15 protein-coding genes and 1 tRNA gene are annotated in these 15,552 nt (G+C 66.4%); 8 read left to right on the forward strand and 8 right to left on the reverse strand.

From position 1 onward, the window contains the following. Positions 1-40 precede the first annotated feature (40 nt). Complete coding sequence (locus tag F804_RS0110055; RefSeq protein WP_022707622.1) at positions 41-502, forward strand: MmcB family DNA repair protein; 462 nt, start codon at positions 41-43, stop codon at positions 500-502. Here the strand turns inward: F804_RS0110055 and F804_RS0110060 are convergent. Then, positions 483-695, reverse strand: a complete 213-nt coding sequence (locus F804_RS0110060; protein ID WP_022707623.1) for a DUF6324 family protein — start codon at positions 693-695, stop codon at positions 483-485. The genes F804_RS0110055 and F804_RS0110060 overlap by 20 nt on opposite strands. A 102-nt stretch (positions 696-797) precedes the next feature. Here F804_RS0110060 and F804_RS0110065 point away from each other — a divergent pair. After that, positions 798-874, forward strand: a tRNA-His gene (locus F804_RS0110065). 78 nt (positions 875-952) lie between these two features. On the opposite strand, the gene F804_RS0110070 is transcribed toward F804_RS0110065, so the two are convergent. The 5 genes from F804_RS0110070 to F804_RS0110090 all read right to left on the reverse strand — a co-directional run bounded on the left by F804_RS0110070 (position 953) and on the right by F804_RS0110090 (position 6,527). Beyond that, positions 953-1,972, reverse strand: a complete 1,020-nt coding sequence (locus tag F804_RS0110070; protein WP_022707624.1) for an oligopeptide/dipeptide ABC transporter ATP-binding protein — start codon at positions 1,970-1,972, stop codon at positions 953-955. Next, positions 1,969-2,979 carry an oligopeptide/dipeptide ABC transporter ATP-binding protein gene (locus tag F804_RS16210; protein WP_022707625.1) on the reverse strand — a complete coding sequence of 337 codons (1,011 nt, stop codon included), beginning with the start codon at positions 2,977-2,979 and terminating at the stop codon, positions 1,969-1,971. Before F804_RS16210 ends, F804_RS0110070 begins: the two co-directional genes overlap by 4 nt. A 1-nt stretch (position 2,980) precedes the next feature. Beyond that, positions 2,981-3,907, reverse strand: coding sequence for an ABC transporter permease subunit (locus F804_RS0110080; RefSeq protein WP_022707626.1), 927 nt, complete (start codon positions 3,905-3,907; stop codon positions 2,981-2,983). Positions 3,908-3,911: 4 nt separating this feature from the next. Continuing rightward, positions 3,912-4,835, reverse strand: a complete 924-nt coding sequence (gene oppB / locus F804_RS0110085) for an oligopeptide ABC transporter permease OppB (protein ID WP_022707627.1) — start codon at positions 4,833-4,835, stop codon at positions 3,912-3,914. Positions 4,836-4,925: 90 nt separating this feature from the next. After that, entirely contained in the window at positions 4,926-6,527 is a 1,602-nt protein-coding gene (locus F804_RS0110090; RefSeq protein WP_022707628.1) for a peptide ABC transporter substrate-binding protein, read from the reverse strand. A 128-nt stretch (positions 6,528-6,655) separates the two neighbouring features. Here F804_RS0110090 and cobU point away from each other — a divergent pair, with 128 nt between their 5' ends. From cobU to F804_RS0110115, 5 genes are all read left to right on the forward strand, one after another. Beyond that, a complete protein-coding gene (gene cobU / locus F804_RS0110095) occupies positions 6,656-7,186 on the forward strand; it encodes a bifunctional adenosylcobinamide kinase/adenosylcobinamide-phosphate guanylyltransferase (RefSeq protein WP_022707629.1) in 531 nt (176 codons plus the stop codon). Next, the gene (gene cobT / locus F804_RS0110100) at positions 7,173-8,126 is read left to right on the forward strand and encodes a nicotinate-nucleotide--dimethylbenzimidazole phosphoribosyltransferase (protein ID WP_022707630.1); all 954 of its coding nucleotides are present in this window, start codon (positions 7,173-7,175) and stop codon (positions 8,124-8,126) included. The genes cobU and cobT overlap by 14 nt, the downstream gene beginning before the upstream one ends. Then, complete coding sequence (cobS, locus tag F804_RS0110105) at positions 8,119-8,835, forward strand: adenosylcobinamide-GDP ribazoletransferase (RefSeq protein ID WP_022707631.1); 717 nt, start codon at positions 8,119-8,121, stop codon at positions 8,833-8,835. Before cobT ends, cobS begins: the two co-directional genes overlap by 8 nt. A gap of 117 nt (positions 8,836-8,952) precedes the next feature. Further along, on the forward strand, positions 8,953-9,555 hold the full coding sequence (locus F804_RS0110110; RefSeq protein WP_022707632.1) for a TRAP transporter small permease subunit: 603 nt from the start codon (positions 8,953-8,955) through the stop codon (positions 9,553-9,555). After that, complete coding sequence (locus F804_RS0110115; protein ID WP_022707633.1) at positions 9,552-11,348, forward strand: TRAP transporter large permease; 1,797 nt, start codon at positions 9,552-9,554, stop codon at positions 11,346-11,348. Before F804_RS0110110 ends, F804_RS0110115 begins: the two co-directional genes overlap by 4 nt. Before the next feature lie 60 nt (positions 11,349-11,408). Here the strand turns inward: F804_RS0110115 and F804_RS0110120 are convergent, their stop codons facing one another. Then, complete coding sequence (locus F804_RS0110120; RefSeq protein ID WP_028725847.1) at positions 11,409-12,527, reverse strand: TRAP transporter substrate-binding protein; 1,119 nt, start codon at positions 12,525-12,527, stop codon at positions 11,409-11,411. Between the two features lie 245 nt (positions 12,528-12,772). Between F804_RS0110120 and F804_RS0110125 the strand changes: the two genes are divergently transcribed. Continuing rightward, on the forward strand, positions 12,773-14,188 hold the full coding sequence (locus F804_RS0110125) for an aminotransferase-like domain-containing protein (protein WP_022707635.1): 1,416 nt from the start codon (positions 12,773-12,775) through the stop codon (positions 14,186-14,188). Between the two features lie 30 nt (positions 14,189-14,218). On the opposite strand, the gene eno is transcribed toward F804_RS0110125, so the two are convergent. Then, the gene (gene eno, locus F804_RS0110130; RefSeq protein ID WP_022707636.1) at positions 14,219-15,493 is read right to left on the reverse strand and encodes a phosphopyruvate hydratase; all 1,275 of its coding nucleotides are present in this window, start codon (positions 15,491-15,493) and stop codon (positions 14,219-14,221) included. Positions 15,494-15,552 lie beyond the last annotated feature (59 nt).

Consider the following 15,552-nt stretch of genomic DNA (forward strand, 5'->3'; position numbering starts at 1 on the left):
GCGGGTTGCGGGCGTTGCCGGTTTGTTCTAGGGTTTCTGCATGCAGATTGACCAGACGATGCCCGCGATGCCGGGGCAGCGGCTTGCCCGCGGGACGGGCCGCCTGCTGCGCAGCCTGGACCACGCCGTCCTGACCGAGTTCGCGCCCGTTCGCGGGCTGCGCGTCGACGTGATCAGCCTCGGCCCCAAGGGCGAATTGTGGATCGTCGAATGCAAGAGCGGACGCGCCGATTTCCGGTCCGACCGCAAGTGGCAGGGCTATCTCGACTGGTGCGACCGCTATTTCTGGGCGGTGGATCGCGATTTCCCGACCGAGCTGCTGCCCGAGGATACCGGCCTGATCATGGCCGACGGATTCGGCGCCGAGATCATCCGCATGGCGCCCGAGGCGAAGCTGGCGCCCGCGCGCCGCACCAAGGTGCAGCGCGATTTCGCACGCGCCGCGGCGCTGCGCCTTCAGGGGCTGACCGATCCCGAGGGGATCAGCGCTTCGGTTTCTTAGCGCCCTTGCCGCTCATCAGCTGGGCGGCCTCGACGGCGGCCATCAGTTCCTCGGCGATCTCGGTCGCTTCCTCGGGGTCGAAATCCATCGGAAGGTCGATTCCGTCGCCCTGGATGTAGATGCGGACCATCCCCTGATCCGTCGGGCCGACCTGCAGATTGGTCGAAACTTCGCTTTCGCTGTTGATACCCATGGCCTGTCCTTTCGCTTGGAAGAACTTTCTGTATCCGAACGTCATTTTCCGGGCAAGGAGGGCTTGCAACCATCTCGTGACAGGGCTAAAGACCCGCGCAGTGCCGCCTTAGCTCAGTTGGTTAGAGCGCTAGATTGTGGATCTAGAGGTCCCCCGTTCGAGCCGGGGAGGCGGTACCATCTTCCCCCAGATGCCCGGTTCATGTCCATCGCCGATGGATCACCCGCCACGCTTGTCGCATGGCGGGCGTTCTCGCGTCAGGCGGCCTCTCCGCGGGCGCGCGCGATCTCGGCCTCGGTCAGGGGGCCGGGGAAGTGGCAGGCGGTCGCGTGGTCGTTGCCCATCAGCGCGGGCACCTCGGCGGCGCAGCGATCCGTGGCGCGCGGGCAGCGCGTGCGGAAGACGCAGCCCGAGGGCGGCGCCATGGGCGAGGGCAGGTCGCCCGTCAGCGGCACGATCGTCCTTGCGGTCTGGACCTTCGGATCGGGAACCGGCACCGCCGACAGCAGCGCCTGCGTATAGGGGTGCTGCGGATCGTCATAGAGCGCGGCGACGGGGCCCGTCTCCATCACCTTGCCAAGATACAGGACCATCACCCGGTCGCTGATATGTTTGACCACCGACAGGTCGTGGGCGATGAAGACCAGCGCCAGACCCAGTTCCTTCTGCAGGCGGATCAGCAGGTTGATGACCTGCGCCTGGATCGACACGTCCAGCGCGCTGACCGGCTCGTCGCAGATGATCAGCTTCGGCTCCACGATCAGGGCGCGGGCGATGCCGATGCGCTGGCACTGCCCGCCGCTGAATTCGTGGGGATAGCGGTTGATCTGGTTCGGCAGCAGGCCGACCTTCTCCATCATCGCCTTGACGCGTTCCTTGACCTCGAAGGCGCGCAGGCCGGGGCGATGCGTGCGCAGGGGTTCCGCGATGATCTGGCCCACGGTCATGCGCGGGTTGAGGCTGGCCAGCGGGTCCTGGAACACCATCTGGATGTCGCTGCGATAGCGCATCATCTGGCGCGGCGTCATGGCCAGCAGGTCCTTGCCGTCGATCCATTCGGCCCGTCCCGTCGCGGGCGCAAGCCCGATCAGCGCGCGCGCCAGCGTGGACTTGCCGCAACCCGATTCGCCCACTACACCAAGCGTCTCACCGGGTTTCAGGGTGAAATCGACGCCCGACACGGCGTGCAGTTCGCGCGGCTTGGCCCAGGGCATGTCGCCTTCGCGGCGGATCTGGAAGGTGACGCGCAGATCGCGCACGTTCAGAAGATCGCTCATGCGAGGGTCTCCTTCTGTTGGGTGGTGGCGATGCGGCGGTCCAGAACCTCGGGGACGGGCGCAAGGCAGGCCCGCATGCGGTCGGGGGCGAACCCTTCCAGCGGCGGGTCGACGACATCGCAATCGGGCCGCCGATAGGGGCAGCGCGGCGCGAAGGCGCAGCCCTTGGGCGGGCGGCTCATGTTGGGGGGCTGGCCGGGGATGGCGCGCAGCTCGTCCTCGTCCTGATCGACGCGGGGGATCGCGTCCAGCAGCCCCTGGGTATAGGGATGCGCCGCCTCGGCGAACAGCGGGCCCACGGGCCCCGTCTCGCGGATGCGGCCGCCATACATGACGGCGACACGCTCGCACGATCCCGCCACGACGCCCAGGTCATGGGTGATCAGGATCATCGCCATGCCGAATTCGCGCTGCAGATCGGCCAGCAGCGTCATGATCTGCGCCTGCACCGTCACGTCCAGCGCGGTCGTCGGCTCGTCCGCGATCAGCAGGCTGGGCCTGCACAGCAGCGCCATGGCGATCATCACCCGCTGGCGCATCCCCCCGCTGAACTCGTGCGGATAGAGCCGCACGCGCCCCTTCGCATCGGGGATCTTGACCGCGTCCAGCATCGCCACGGCCTCGGCCACGGCCTGACGCTTGGACATGCCCTTGTGCAGGGTCAGCACCTCGGCCATCTGGTCGGACACCCGCATATAGGGGTTCAGCGAGGTCATCGGATCCTGGAAGATCATGGCGATCTTCTCGGCCCGGATGCGGTTCAGCACCTTGGGCGGGGCATTCAGGATTTCCTGCCCGTCGAAGGTCACGCTGCCGGTCGCGCGACCGTTCTTGGCCAGCAGCCCCATCAGCGCGAAGGACAGCTGCGACTTGCCGCTGCCGGATTCCCCGACGATGCCCAGGGTCTCGCCCGGGGCGACATCCAGGTTGACGTCGTTGACCGCGCGCACCTCGGCGTCGTTGGTCTGGAAGCGGACCGAAAGGTCACGGATTTTCAGAAGGCTCATCTCAGCGGTCCTTCGGATCGAGTGCGTCGCGCAGGCCGTCGCCCACGAAGAAGAAGCCGAACAGCGTGACGACGAAGAAGAACAGCGGGAAGGCAAGCTGCCACAGCGTCCCGTAGTTCATCGTCCCTGCGCCTTCGGAAATCAGCGCGCCCCAGCTGGTCAGCGGCTCCTGCACGCCCAGCCCGAGGAAGCTGATGAAGCTTTCGGTCAGGATCATCAGCGGCACCAGCAGCGTCGCATAGACCGCGACGACGCCCAGCAGGTTCGGCACGATATGGCGGATGATGATCTTCCAGCCCGGCACGCCGGTGGCGCGGGCGGCCTCGATGAACTCTCGGTTCTTCAGGCTCAGCGTCTGGCCGCGGACGATGCGGCTCATGTCCAGCCAGGAAATCAGGCCGATGCCCAGGAACAGCATCGACATCGACCGCCCGAACATCACCAGCAGCAGGATCAGCACGAACATGTAGGGGATCGACATCAGGATATCGACCGTCCGCATCATCAGCTGGTCGGTGCGTCCGCCCACATAGCCCGCCGTCGCACCATAGAGCGTGCCGACGATCACCGCGATGGCCGCGCCCACGACGCCCACCATCAGGCTGACCTGCGTGCCCTGCACGACGCGGGCATAGAGATCGCGCCCCAGGTTGTCCGTGCCGAAGTAATGCCCGCTGGCGATCGAGGGCTGCCCCGCCTGCGCCACCTGGCCCATGACGGCAAAGTCCAGCTCTTCGTTCGACCATTGGGCGAACTGGCCGCCGATGGCCGCGAAGATCGCCACCAGTACCAGGATCGTCAGGCCCAGCATCGCGGCCTTGTTGCGCAGGAACCGCTTGCGGGCATCGGCCCAGGGGCTGCGGCCCTTCACCTCGTGCTCGACCATGCGGTCGGACAGGGATTGCATCTTGTGTTGATCGATGACCATGGCGTCAGTACCTGATCTTCGGGTCGATCCATGCATAAAGCACGTCGACGATGAGATTGAAGAGAATGGTCAGCGAGCCCACCAGGATCGTCACGCCCATCATGACCGCATAGTCGCGGTTCAGCGCGGAATCCACGAAGGCCTTCCCGATCCCCCCGGTCGAGAAATAGATGTCGATCACGACCGACCCGGTGATCATCGACACGAAGACCGGCCCCAGGTAGCTGATGACGGGCAGCAGCGCGGGCTTCAGCGCGTGGCGCAGGATGACGCGGTGTTCGGGCATCCCCTTGGCGCGTGCGGTGCGGATGTGGTTCGAGCCCAGCACCTCCAGCATGGCGGATCGCGTGATCCGCGCGATGGACGCCATGTAGCTGGTCGCCAGCGCGATCACCGGCATGATCCAGAAGCTGGGATCGCTGAAGGACCAGCCCCCGCCCGGCAGCAGCCCGTACCAGAGCGTCAGGACCAGCACCAGAAGCGGCGCCATGACGAAGTTCGGCAGCACCTGCGCCCCGATCGAGATGCCGACCGCAAGATAGTCCACCCAGCTGTTCTGGCGGATGGCCGCGACCGCGCCCAAGGATACGCCCACGACGACGGCGGCCACGAAGGACAGCGCGCCATAGGTCAGCGTCACGGGAAAGCCCGCGGCGATCAGCTGGTTCACCGTGCGGTCGGGATAGACGAAGCTGGGTCCGAAGTCGAAATGGACCACGATGCCATAGAGATAGTTCCAGATCTGCTTCCACAGCGGATCGTTCAGACCGTACTTGGCCTCGAGATTTGCAAGCACCTGCGGCGGCAGCGCGCGTTCGGCGGTGAAGGGGCCGCCCGGTGCCAGGTGCATCAGGGCGAAGGAGAAGACGATAAGCAGAAGCAACGTGGGTATTGCCACCGCCAGGCGTCGCAAGACGAATGCGATCATCGCAAGGGGGCCTTTCCTGCGGCATTAAATCCGAAGGGGCCGGGGCAGGTCATTACCCGCCCCGGCCCCGCAACAAGGGTCAGGCGTGGCTTATTCGGCCGCGCGATACAGATCCTTGGCATACCAGGTGTTCAGAAGGTTCTCGCGCGGGAGACCCTTGATCGCCGGGTTGATCATGTCGACCTTGGCATAGTGATAGACGAAGACGGCGGGCGCCTCCTCGGCCAGGATCTCCTCGGCGCGCTGGTACAGCGGCGTGGTGTCCTCGGCGGTGCGGGCCTCGGCCAGAAGCTGGTCGTATTCCTCGTTCGACCACTTGCCGCTGTTGTAGCCGTCGGTGCGGAACCAGTCGAGGAAGGTCGACGCCTCGTTGTAGTCGGCACACCACGCATAGCGGGCGAGTTCGAAGTCCTGGCTCTGCAGGCGGTCGGTGTGGACCTTCCACTCGACGTTGTTCAGCTCGATCTCGATGCCCAGGGGGCGCCAGAACTGCTGGGCGGCGATGGCCAGCAGGCGGTGGCTGTCATCGGTATTGTACTGCAGCGACAGCTTCAGCGGGTTGTCGGGACCGTAACCGGCCTCGGCCAGCAGCTCCTTGGCCTTCTCCTGGCGTTCGGGCATGGGCATGTCCTTCATGCCGCCCTCGGGTGCCGCGAAGCCGTTGATCGCCCAGTGCGTCCAGCTGTAGCTGGGTTCCTGGCCGCCCTGCAGCACCTGGTCCACGATGACCTCGCGGTTCAGGCCCAGTGCCAGCGCCTGGCGCACGCGGACGTCCTTCAGCGCCTCGGGGCCCTTGTCGGACACGTTCATCACATAGGCATAGGAGCAGCCATAGGGGACCGAGACCGCCTGTTCGGGGAACTCTTCCTTCAGGCGCGGGAACTGGCCTGCGGGGATCTGGACGCGGTCCAGCTCGCCCGCCTGGTAACGGGTCAGCGCGACGTTGTTGTCGTTGACGGTGACGCCGCGGACGGTCTCCATCACGACGTTGTCGGCATCCCAGTATTCGGGGTTCTTGTTCAGGACGATATCGACGCCCAGGTTGTGGCTGGCCAGCGTGAAGGCGCCGTTGCCTACCAGGTTCGCGGGCTGGGTCCAGGCGTCGCCATGTTCCTCGACCACGGCCTGCGGCACCGGATAGGTGGTGGCATGCGACAGCGTGTTCAGGAAATAGGGGGTCGGCGTGGTCAGCTTCACTTCCAGCGTCTTGTCGTCGATCGCGCGGACGCCCAGCTGGTCGGGGGTGGCATCACCCGCGATGATCTGCGTCGCGTTCTCGATGTTCATCAGCTCGATATACCAGGCGTATTCCGAGGCCGTCTCCGGGTTCACCACGCGCTGCCAGGCATAGACGAAATCGCCCGCCGTCACCGGATCGCCGTTCGACCAGTTCGCGTCGCGCAGCGTGAAGGTGTAGGTCAGCTGATCCTCGCTGATCTCGTGGCTTTCGGCGACGCCGGGGATCATGTTGCCCGCGGCATCCTCGTTCATCAGCCCCTCGAACAGCGAACGCAGCACGTCCGAGCCCTCGACATCGGTGTTCTTGGCCGGGTCCAGCGACTTGATCGCGTCCAGCAGCCAGTAGGTATAGGTCTGGTTCTCGGCCAGGGTGTCGCCCTCGGCGACCTCGACGGCATAGGCGGGAAGCGACAGCGCCGCCAGCAGGGCGGTCGTCGTGAAAAGCTTGGTCATCCCATCTCCTCCAAGTTGAAGTTCGGCGTCTGATGCGCCGGAATGGCGCGAAGTTACCGATAGTGCAAAAACTGGCAAGCGGCTTTGACGCTTCCCAAGCGGGCGCGGCTGTGGAATGGATGCCTGTCATGAGCGGAAACGGATTCATCACGCTGGTCACCGGCGGCGCGCGGTCGGGGAAATCGGCACTGGCCGAACGGCTGGTCGCACGCCATGCGGGGCCGCCCGTCTATATCGCCACGGCCGAGGCCCGCGACGGCGAGATGACCGAAAGAATAGTTCAACATCAATCACGTCGCGGTGACGGCTGGTCGCTGCACGAGGAACCGCGCGACCTTGCGGGCGCGCTGCGGGCGACGGACGGGCAGGGGCCGCGTCTGATCGATTGCCTGACCCTGTGGCTGGCCAACTGCGAAGGATCGGCGGATTTCAGCGCGCTGCTGGCGACGTTACGTCAGCAATGCTGTCCTGTCGTCATCGTGACCAACGAACTGGGGCAGGGCATCGTGCCCGGGAACGCGTTGGCGCGTCGTTTCCGCGACGATCACGGGCGGATGAACCAGCTTGTCGCCGAGATCGCGGACGAGGTCTGGATGTCCGTCAGCGGCCAGCCTCTGCGACTGAAACCGGGAAGGGATCTGCCGGATGAACCTCTTTGACGACAGCGCCGCGAAGGCCGCCCGCGACCGGCAGGATCAGCTGACCAAGCCGCAGGGATCGCTTGGCCGGCTGGAGGATCTGGCCGTGTTCATGGCGGGCTGGCAGGGCCGCGGGCGACCCCGGATCGACAGGGCGCAGGCGCTGGTCTTCGCGGGCAACCACGGCGTGGTGGCTCAGGGGATCACGCCCTTCCCGCCCGAGGTGACGGCCGCGATGGTCGCGAATTTCGAGGCGGGCGGCGCGGCGGTCAATCAGCTTTGCCGCGCGGCGGGGGCCGATCTGTCGGTCGTCGCGCTGGATCTGGACCGGCCGACGGCGGATTTCACCCAAGGTCCCGCCATGACCGCCCCCGAGGTTTCGGACGCGATGGCCCGCGGCGTGGATGCGGTCGATGCGGATGCCGACATCCTGATCCTGGGCGAGATGGGGATCGGCAACTCGACCATAGCCGCCGCGCTGGCCGCCACCTGCTTCGGGGGCCGGGCCGAGGATTGGGTCGGACCGGGCACCGGATCGGTCGGCGATCAGCTGGCTGCGAAGATGCGCGTCGTGACCGAGGGGCTTGCCCTCCACGCGCCCACCGACACGGCGGGCACGCTTGCGGCATTCGGCGGGCGTGAACAGGCCGCCATCTGCGGGGCGATCCGGCGGGCGCGCGACCTGCGCATCCCGGTGATCCTCGACGGGTTCATCTGCTGCGCCGCAGCCTCGGTCCTGCTGCGCGACGACCCCGATGCGCTGGCCCATTGCCTGATCGGACACGAGAGCGCCGAGCCCGGCCACCGCCGCCTGATCGCGGCGCTTGGCATGCCGCCGATCCTGTCGCTGGACATGCGTCTCGGCGAAGGCTCGGGGGCGGCGCTGGCGCTGAACATCCTGCGCGCGGCGCTGGCCTGCCATGACGGCATGGCGACCTTTGCCGAGGCCGGCATTGGCTAGGCTGCGGCAATTGCTGCTGGCGGTGGCGTTCCTGACCCGCCTGCCGGTCGGTTGGCTGCTGCCTGCGCAGGTCCTGCCGCTTGGCAGCGCGCTGTGGGCCTTTCCGCTGGTGGGGATGCTGATCGGCGCGATCGCGGGGCTGCCGATCCTGATCTTCGGGTCGGGGATGCTGCAGGCGGCGCTGGCGGTCGGGCTGGCCGCATGGCTGACCGGCGCGCTGCACGAGGACGCGCTGGCCGATTTCGCCGATGCCGCCGGTGGCCGCGACCGCGAAACCCGCCTTGCGATCATGCGCGACAGCCGGATCGGCAGCTTCGGGACGATGGCGCTGATCTGCGTGACCGCGATCCGCATCGCGGCGCTGGCCCATCTGCCCTTCGCGGCGCTGGTCGGCGCGGCCGGGGTCGCGCGGCTGATGCCGGTCCTGATGCTGCGCCTGATGCACCCCGCGCGGGCCGACGGCCTGGGGCACGGCACCGACCGGCCGCAGGTGCCCGACCTGCTGGCGGCGATCCTGCTGGGCTGTGTCGCGCTGCTGGTCGCGCCCGCGCCGCTGATGGCCGGTGCCGCGGCGCTGATCGCCACCCTGGTCGTCGCGCGCCGCGCCATCCGCATGGTCGGCGGACACACGGGCGACGTGCTGGGCGCCGCCGCGATTCTTGCGGAAACTGCAGCAATTTGCGCGATGGCACTGATTTCACTTCCCTGACGCAGGGGAATCTTGACCGCGACATATCGCTTGCAGCATACCGAACCCCACGGAGACAAAACCCGGCGGGAACCGGGGAGGGGCGCCTGATGCCCCGCCGTGAGGGAGGGTAAAATCATGGGCGGCCTACTGGCCATTTCGCGCGGCATCGACCGCATGACGACCGCGATCGGGCGCAGCGTGGCGTGGTTGATCCTGCTGGCGATCCTCGTCAGCGCGATCAACGCGATCGTGCGCAAGATCTTCAGCATCTCGTCCAACGCCTGGCTAGAGCTTCAGTGGTACCTGTTCGGGGCGGCCTTCATGCTGGCCTCGGCCTATACGCTGCTGCAGAACGAACATATCCGCATCGACGTGATCTATGGCCGCTGGTCGCGGCGGGCGCAGCACTGGATCGACCTGATCGGGACGCTGCTGTTCCTGCTGCCCTTCACGGCGCTGATGATCTGGGTCGTCACCCCCAAGCTGATCGAGAACATCGTCGAGAACGAGATCTCGATGAACGCGGGCGGCCTGCTGATCTGGCCCGCGCGGGCGATCCTGCTGGCGGGCTTCGTGCTGCTGTTCATCCAGGGCCTGTCCGAGATCGTGAAGAAGGTCGCCGTCATGCGCGGCCTGATCGACGACCCCCATCCCCACACCTCGCCCCATGACAGCGCGCTGCACGAGGCCGAGCTGATGGCCAAGGGCTTCGACGACCTGCCGGAGGACCGCAAGTGATCGACCTCATCGCGCATAATCTTGCGCCCATCATGTTCTTCTCGATGGTCGTGTTCCTGCTGTTCGGATACCCCATCGCCTTCGCGCTGGCGGCGAACGGCCTGCTGTTCTTCTTCTTCGGGGTGTTCCTGACGCCGCTGTCGGACCAGGTGAACCTGGGCTGGAACCTGCTGGGCGCGCTAGGCGACCGGGTCTTCGGCGTCATGCGGAACGACACGCTGCTGGCCATTCCGTTCTTCACCTTCATGGGGATCGTGCTCGAACGCTCTCGCATGGCCGAGGAGCTTCTGGACACGATCGGCCAGCTGTTCGGGCCGGTCCGCGGTGGCCTTGCCTATGCGGTGATCCTGGTCGGCGCGCTTCTGGCCGCCACGACCGGCGTGGTCGCGGCATCGGTCATCTCGATGGGGCTGATCTCTCTGCCGATCATGATGCGCTATGGCTATGACAAGCGCGTGGCGACGGGTGTCATCACGGCATCCGGGACGCTGGCGCAGATCATCCCGCCCAGCCTGGTGCTGATCGTGCTGGCCGACCAGCTGGGCCGCTCGGTCGGCGACATGTATCGCGCGGCCATGCTGCCCGCGCTGGCGCTGGTCGCGATCTACATGATCTACGTCCTGGTGCTGACCATCCTGCGTCCGAAGGCCATGCCCGCGCTGCCCCCCGAGGCACGCCAGCTTGGCTCCGGCGGCTGGTCGCTGCTTGGCGCGATCCTTGCCTCGGTCGGGATCTACTGGGTGACGCAGCGGTTCATGGGCCCCGGCCTTGGCGATGACAGCCAGATCTGGGCCGCGGCGCTGACCGTCGTCGTGATGCTGCTGATCGCGCTGGCCGACGAACGCCTGCGCACGGGGCTGCTGTCGCCCATGACGCGGCAGGTCATCATCGTGATGATCCCGCCGCTGGCGCTGGTCTTCCTGGTGCTCGGCACGATCTTCCTGGGCATCGCCACCCCGACCGAGGGCGGCGCGATGGGTGCGACCGGCGCGCTGATCCTGGCGGCGCTGAAGGGGCGGCTGTCCTTCAAGGTGGTCGATCAGGCGCTGATGTCGACGGTCAAGCTGTCGGCCTTCGTCATGTTCATCCTGATCGGGGCAACGGTCTTCTCGCTGACCTACTATTCGATCAACGGCCATATCTGGGTGCGCGACCTGCTGACGGCGCTGCCGGGGGGCGAATACGGCTTCCTCATCGCCGTCTGCGCGATCATCTTCTTCCTGGCCTTCTTCCTCGACTTCTTCGAACTGGCCTTCGTGATCGTGCCCCTGCTGATCCCCGCCGCCAACGCGCTGGAGATCGACCTGGTGTGGTTTGGCGTCATCCTTGCGGTGACGATGCAGACCTCGTTCCTGACGCCGCCGGTGGGCTTCGCGCTGTTCTATCTGCGATCGGTCGCGCCGCGCGAGCCCTATCAGGATCACGTCACGGGGCGGACCATGTCGGCGGTGACGACGCTGGACATCTATCGCGGGGCGGTGCCCTTCGTGCTGCTGCAGATCCTGATGATCGCCGCGGTGATCGCCTTCCCGGCGATGGTCATGCACTACAAGGGGCCGGTCGTGGACGTGTCCGATGTCAAGATCGAGATCCCGATGGGCGGTGGCTTCGGCGGCGGTCTTGGTGGCGGACTTGGCGATGGGCAGTCGGGCGGCTTCGGTTCGCTTGGCGGGTTGGGGGGCGGTTCGCCCTTCGACAGCGCGCCCGCCGAGACGCCGGAACCCGCGCAGCCCCAGTCGGGCGGCATTGGCCTCGGGTTCGGGGGTCCGCCCCCGGGCCTTTCGGGGAACTGAGCAAAAGAAGAAGGGCCGGCGATCCGCCGGCCCTTCGCATTTCCACCGATATGGCTTCGATCAGCCTTCGCTGGCCAGTGCGCCGTTGCGCTGCTGGATCATCATGAAGGTGTCGAAGGTGTATTCGGTCGTCTGCTGGTACAGGTACCATTCGTCGCGATAGCCGAGCATCGCCTCGTACTGGGTCTTGAAGGACTCGTTCTCGGCCGAGATCTCGGCATAGACCTCTTGTGCGGCGTTGAACGCGGCGGTCAGAACCTCTTCGTTGAAGGAACGCAGCTGCGCGCCGGTGGCGACCAGCTCCTTCAGGGCGGCGGGGTTCTTCATGTCGTACTTCGCCAGCATGTTCTGGTCCGTCGCCTGGCAGGCCGTGCGGAACAGCGACTTGTAGCTGTCGGGAAGCTCGTCCCACTTGCCCTTGTTGACGAAGAAGCTGACCGTCGGGCCACCTTCCCAGAAACCGGGATAGTAGTAGTAGGGCGCGACCTTCTGGAAGCCCAGCTTGCTGTCGTCATAGGGGCCGACCCATTCCGCCGCGTCGATCGTCCCGCGTTCGAGCGAGGGATAGATGTCGCCGCCCGCGATCTGCTGCGGCACGACGCCCATCTTCTCCATCACACGGCCCGCAAGGCCCGAGATGCGCATCTTCAGGCCCTGCATGTCTGCCAGCCCGTTGATTTCCTTGCGGTACCAGCCACCCATCTGCGCGCCGGTGTTCCCGCCCGGATAGGCCACGAGGTTGTGCTGTTCGAGGAAGGTGTTGTACTGCTCGATCCCGCCGCCGTGATAGTTGTAGGCCGCCTTGGCGCGTGCCGACAGCGTGAAGGGCAGGTCGGCACCGCAGGCGAATGCCGGGTCCTTGCCCCAGTTGTAGTAGCCCACCGAATGAGAGCATTCGACCGTGCCGTCGGTCGTCGCGTTGATCGCGTCCAGCCCCGGAACGATCTCGCCGGCCGAGAAGACCTGGATGTTGAACTTGCCGTCAGTCGCCTCGTTCAGGCGCGTCGACAGATCCTCGGCCCCGCCATAGATCGTGTCCAGCGACTTGGGGAAGGACGATGCCAGGCGCCAGGTCACCTGAGGTGCCTCCTGCGCGATGGCGGGCGCTGCAAGCACGCTGCCCGCCGCCGCGGTGGCACCGCCGACCGATGCGGTCGTCAGGAAGGACCGGCGGTCCAGCTTCTTCTGATCTTTCATGTGTTTTCCTCCTCTGCGGGCGTGGCCCTTCGCGGCCTGTTTTCCGCCCCTCCGTGCCCGCAGTTTAGTCCGCCTTGCCGCCCTGTCGAGGGTGAATGACGCAGCGGCGTACGAATATTCCGCCGTTATCGCATGGGTTTGTCGCATATTGCGTGGCGGTTTCGATTGTGCCGGTCAGGCTGTCGCATTACTGTCGTTCGGGCACTGATCAAAGGATAGGCAAGGGCATGCGCATCGAGGACTGGGACCCCGACCTTTCGCGTCATCCGGGCCCCAAGTTCAGGGCCCTTGCGAATGCGCTGCGCGAGGCCGCACGCTCGGGCGAGCTGGCCCCCGGAACGCGGCTGCCGCCCATGCGCGACCTCGCTTGGCGGCTGAAGGTCACCACCGGAACCGTCGCGCGCGCCTATCAGCTGGCCGCGACCGAGGGCGTGGTCGAAAGCCATGTCGGCCGTGGCAGCTTCATCGCGGCGCCGCCTTCCGACCGGCCCGCGCCGCAGCCGCTGCTGTACGAGGCCGTCGATCAGGGCGAACGCGGGGCCGAGATCGCGGATCTGCGTGTGCCCCGGCTGCCCGACATGGGCCAGCCCGAGGTCATCAGCCGCATCATGTGCGAGGCTGTCGCCGGGCTGGACGAGGATATCCTGGACTATACCCAGCTGACGCGCGATCTGGCCTGCCGCGAGGTTCTGGTCGACTGGCTGGCGCAGCGCCCGGTGGGCAGCATCACGGCAGACGACCTGGTGCTGACGAATGGCGGGCAGCACGCGATCACGCTGGTGATGTCGATCGCGCTGACCGACCGCCCCGCCAAGGTGATGGTGGAATCCCTGACCTATCCGGGGATCGTCCACGCCGCGCGCCTGATGCGGACCGAGACGCTGCCCGTCGCGATGGACGATCAGGGCATGATCCCCGCGGACCTTGAACGGGTCGCGCGTGAAACAGGTGCGCGGCTGGTCTGCCTGACACCCTCGGCCCAGAACCCGACGCTGGCCGCGATGGGCCATGAACGGCGCGCGCAGATCGTCGCCATCGCCCGCCGTCACGACCTGCAGATCGTCGAGGACGAGTGCTACGCCCCCAGCAGCCCGAACGACGCGCTGCCGACGCTGCGGATGCTGGCCCCGGAACGCGTCTGGCACGTCGCAAGCCTGTCCAAGGTGATCGCCGCCGGCCTGCGTTTCGGCATGATGATCTGCCCCGAGGGCATGGGCGCGACCAGCCGCATCGCCGCCCAGCACAGCCATATGGGGATCGCCCTGCCGATCATGTCGCTGGTCCATCGCCTGATCGAGGGCGGAGAGGCCGCGCGCATGGCCCATCAGGTGCTGGTCGAGGTCGAGGATCGGCGCTGGCTGGCACTGGACATGCTGGGCGCCCTGGGCGCGGTGTCGCAGCCGGGCGTGCCCATCCTGTGGCTGCCGCTGCCGGAACGCTGGAAGGCGGACGATTTCGTCGCGCGTGCGGCCGCATCGGGCGTGATCGTTCGCCCGGCATCCGATTTCCGCGTCGGTCGCGGCGACGCCCCCGAAGCGGTGCGGATCTCGCTCAATTGTCGTCAGGAACGTGCGCGCCTGGCCGAGGCGCTGGCGACGATCGCGCAGCTGGCGATCGGAGGGCCCGATATCGGCCCGGAATGAGGACGGCCCCCGGAGGGGCCGCCCGTCATCTCAGCGAAGGATCGAACGACCCGCGTATTTCGCGGTCGCACCCAGCATTTCCTCGATGCGGATCAGCTGGTTGTATTTCGCCAGCCGGTCCGAACGCGCCAGCGAGCCGGTCTTGATCTGACCGCAGTTCGTGGCGACGGCCAGATCGGCGATGGTCGCGTCCTCGGTCTCACCGGAACGGTGGGACATGACGCTGGTGAAGCCCGCACGGTCGGCCATGCGCACGGCGTCCAGCGTTTCCGACAGGGTGCCGATCTGGTTGACCTTGACCAGCAGGCTGTTGGCGCAGCCCTGCTCGATGCCGTCGGCCAGACGGGTCGGGTTGGTGACGAACAGGTCGTCGCCGACCAACTGGACCTTGTCGCCAAGGCGGTCGGTCAGCAGCTTCCAGCCTTCCCAGTCATCTTCCGAGCAGCCGTCCTCGATCGACAGGATCGGATAATCGGCGCAGAGCGAGGCCAAATAGTCGACATTTTCGGCCGGGGTCAGGGACAGGCCCTCGCCCTTCATCTCGTACTTGCCGTCCTTGAAATACTCGGTCGAGGCACAGTCCAGCGCCAGCATGATGTCGTCGCCGGGCTTGTAGCCGGCCTTCTCGATAGCCTTCAGGATGAAGTCCAGCGCGTCACGGGTGGACGACAGGTTCGGCGCGAAGCCGCCCTCGTCGCCGATGCCGGTGGAAAGGCCCGCCGCCGAGAGTTCCTTTTTCAGCGTGTGGAAGATTTCCGAACCCATGCGGACGGCTTCGCGGATGTTTTCCGCGCTGACCGGCATGATCATGAATTCCTGGATGTCGATCGGGTTGTCGGCATGTTCGCCGCCGTTGATGATGTTCATCATCGGAACGGGCAGCACATGCGCCGAGGTGCCGCCGATATAGCGGAACAGCGGCTGCGACGTCGCCTCGGCCGCGGCCTTGGCCACCGCCATCGAGACGCCCAAGATCGCGTTCGCGCCAAGGCGGCCCTTGTTGGGGGTGCCGTCCAGTTCGATCATCATCGCGTCGATGGCACGCTGTTCGGTCGCGTCCTCGCCGATCAGGGCTTCGGCGATCTCGCCGTTGACGGCGGCGACGGCTTCCAGAACGCCCTTGCCCATGTAGCGCGACTTGTCGCCATCGCGCTTCTCGACCGCCTCATGTGCTCCGGTCGATGCACCCGAGGGGACGGCGGCGCGGCCCATGGTGCCGTCTTCCAGCGTCACGTCGACTTCGACGGTCGGGTTGCCGCGGCTGTCCAGGATCTCTCGTGCGAAGATGTCAACGATGATGGTCATGTGCCCCTCCTTCAGAACTATGTTAGCGCCTTCATAGCGGCGCGTTGCCGCAGCGAAAA

Source organism: Paracoccus zeaxanthinifaciens ATCC 21588, from assembly GCF_000420145.1.
In the GTDB taxonomy this organism is placed as follows: Bacteria; Pseudomonadota; Alphaproteobacteria; order Rhodobacterales; family Rhodobacteraceae; genus Paracoccus; species Paracoccus zeaxanthinifaciens.

What these genes read in the sequence shown, in the direction of transcription:
- F804_RS0110055 (WP_022707622.1), top strand. Translation starts at nt 41, where the DNA reads ATGCAGATTGACCAGACGATGCCCGCGATGCCGGGGCAGCGGCTTGCC.
- F804_RS0110060 (WP_022707623.1), bottom strand. Translation starts at nt 695, where the DNA reads ATGGGTATCAACAGCGAAAGCGAAGTTTCGACCAATCTGCAGGTCGGC.
- F804_RS0110070 (WP_022707624.1), bottom strand. Translation starts at nt 1,972, where the DNA reads ATGAGCGATCTTCTGAACGTGCGCGATCTGCGCGTCACCTTCCAGATC.
- F804_RS16210 (WP_022707625.1), bottom strand. Translation starts at nt 2,979, where the DNA reads ATGAGCCTTCTGAAAATCCGTGACCTTTCGGTCCGCTTCCAGACCAAC.
- F804_RS0110080 (WP_022707626.1), bottom strand. Translation starts at nt 3,907, where the DNA reads ATGGTCATCGATCAACACAAGATGCAATCCCTGTCCGACCGCATGGTC.
- oppB (WP_022707627.1), bottom strand. Translation starts at nt 4,835, where the DNA reads ATGATCGCATTCGTCTTGCGACGCCTGGCGGTGGCAATACCCACGTTG.
- F804_RS0110090 (WP_022707628.1), bottom strand. Translation starts at nt 6,527, where the DNA reads ATGACCAAGCTTTTCACGACGACCGCCCTGCTGGCGGCGCTGTCGCTT.
- cobU (WP_022707629.1), top strand. Translation starts at nt 6,656, where the DNA reads ATGAGCGGAAACGGATTCATCACGCTGGTCACCGGCGGCGCGCGGTCG.
- cobT (WP_022707630.1), top strand. Translation starts at nt 7,173, where the DNA reads ATGAACCTCTTTGACGACAGCGCCGCGAAGGCCGCCCGCGACCGGCAG.
- F804_RS0110110 (WP_022707632.1), top strand. Translation starts at nt 8,953, where the DNA reads ATGGGCGGCCTACTGGCCATTTCGCGCGGCATCGACCGCATGACGACC.
- F804_RS0110125 (WP_022707635.1), top strand. Translation starts at nt 12,773, where the DNA reads ATGCGCATCGAGGACTGGGACCCCGACCTTTCGCGTCATCCGGGCCCC.
- eno (WP_022707636.1), bottom strand. Translation starts at nt 15,493, where the DNA reads ATGACCATCATCGTTGACATCTTCGCACGAGAGATCCTGGACAGCCGC.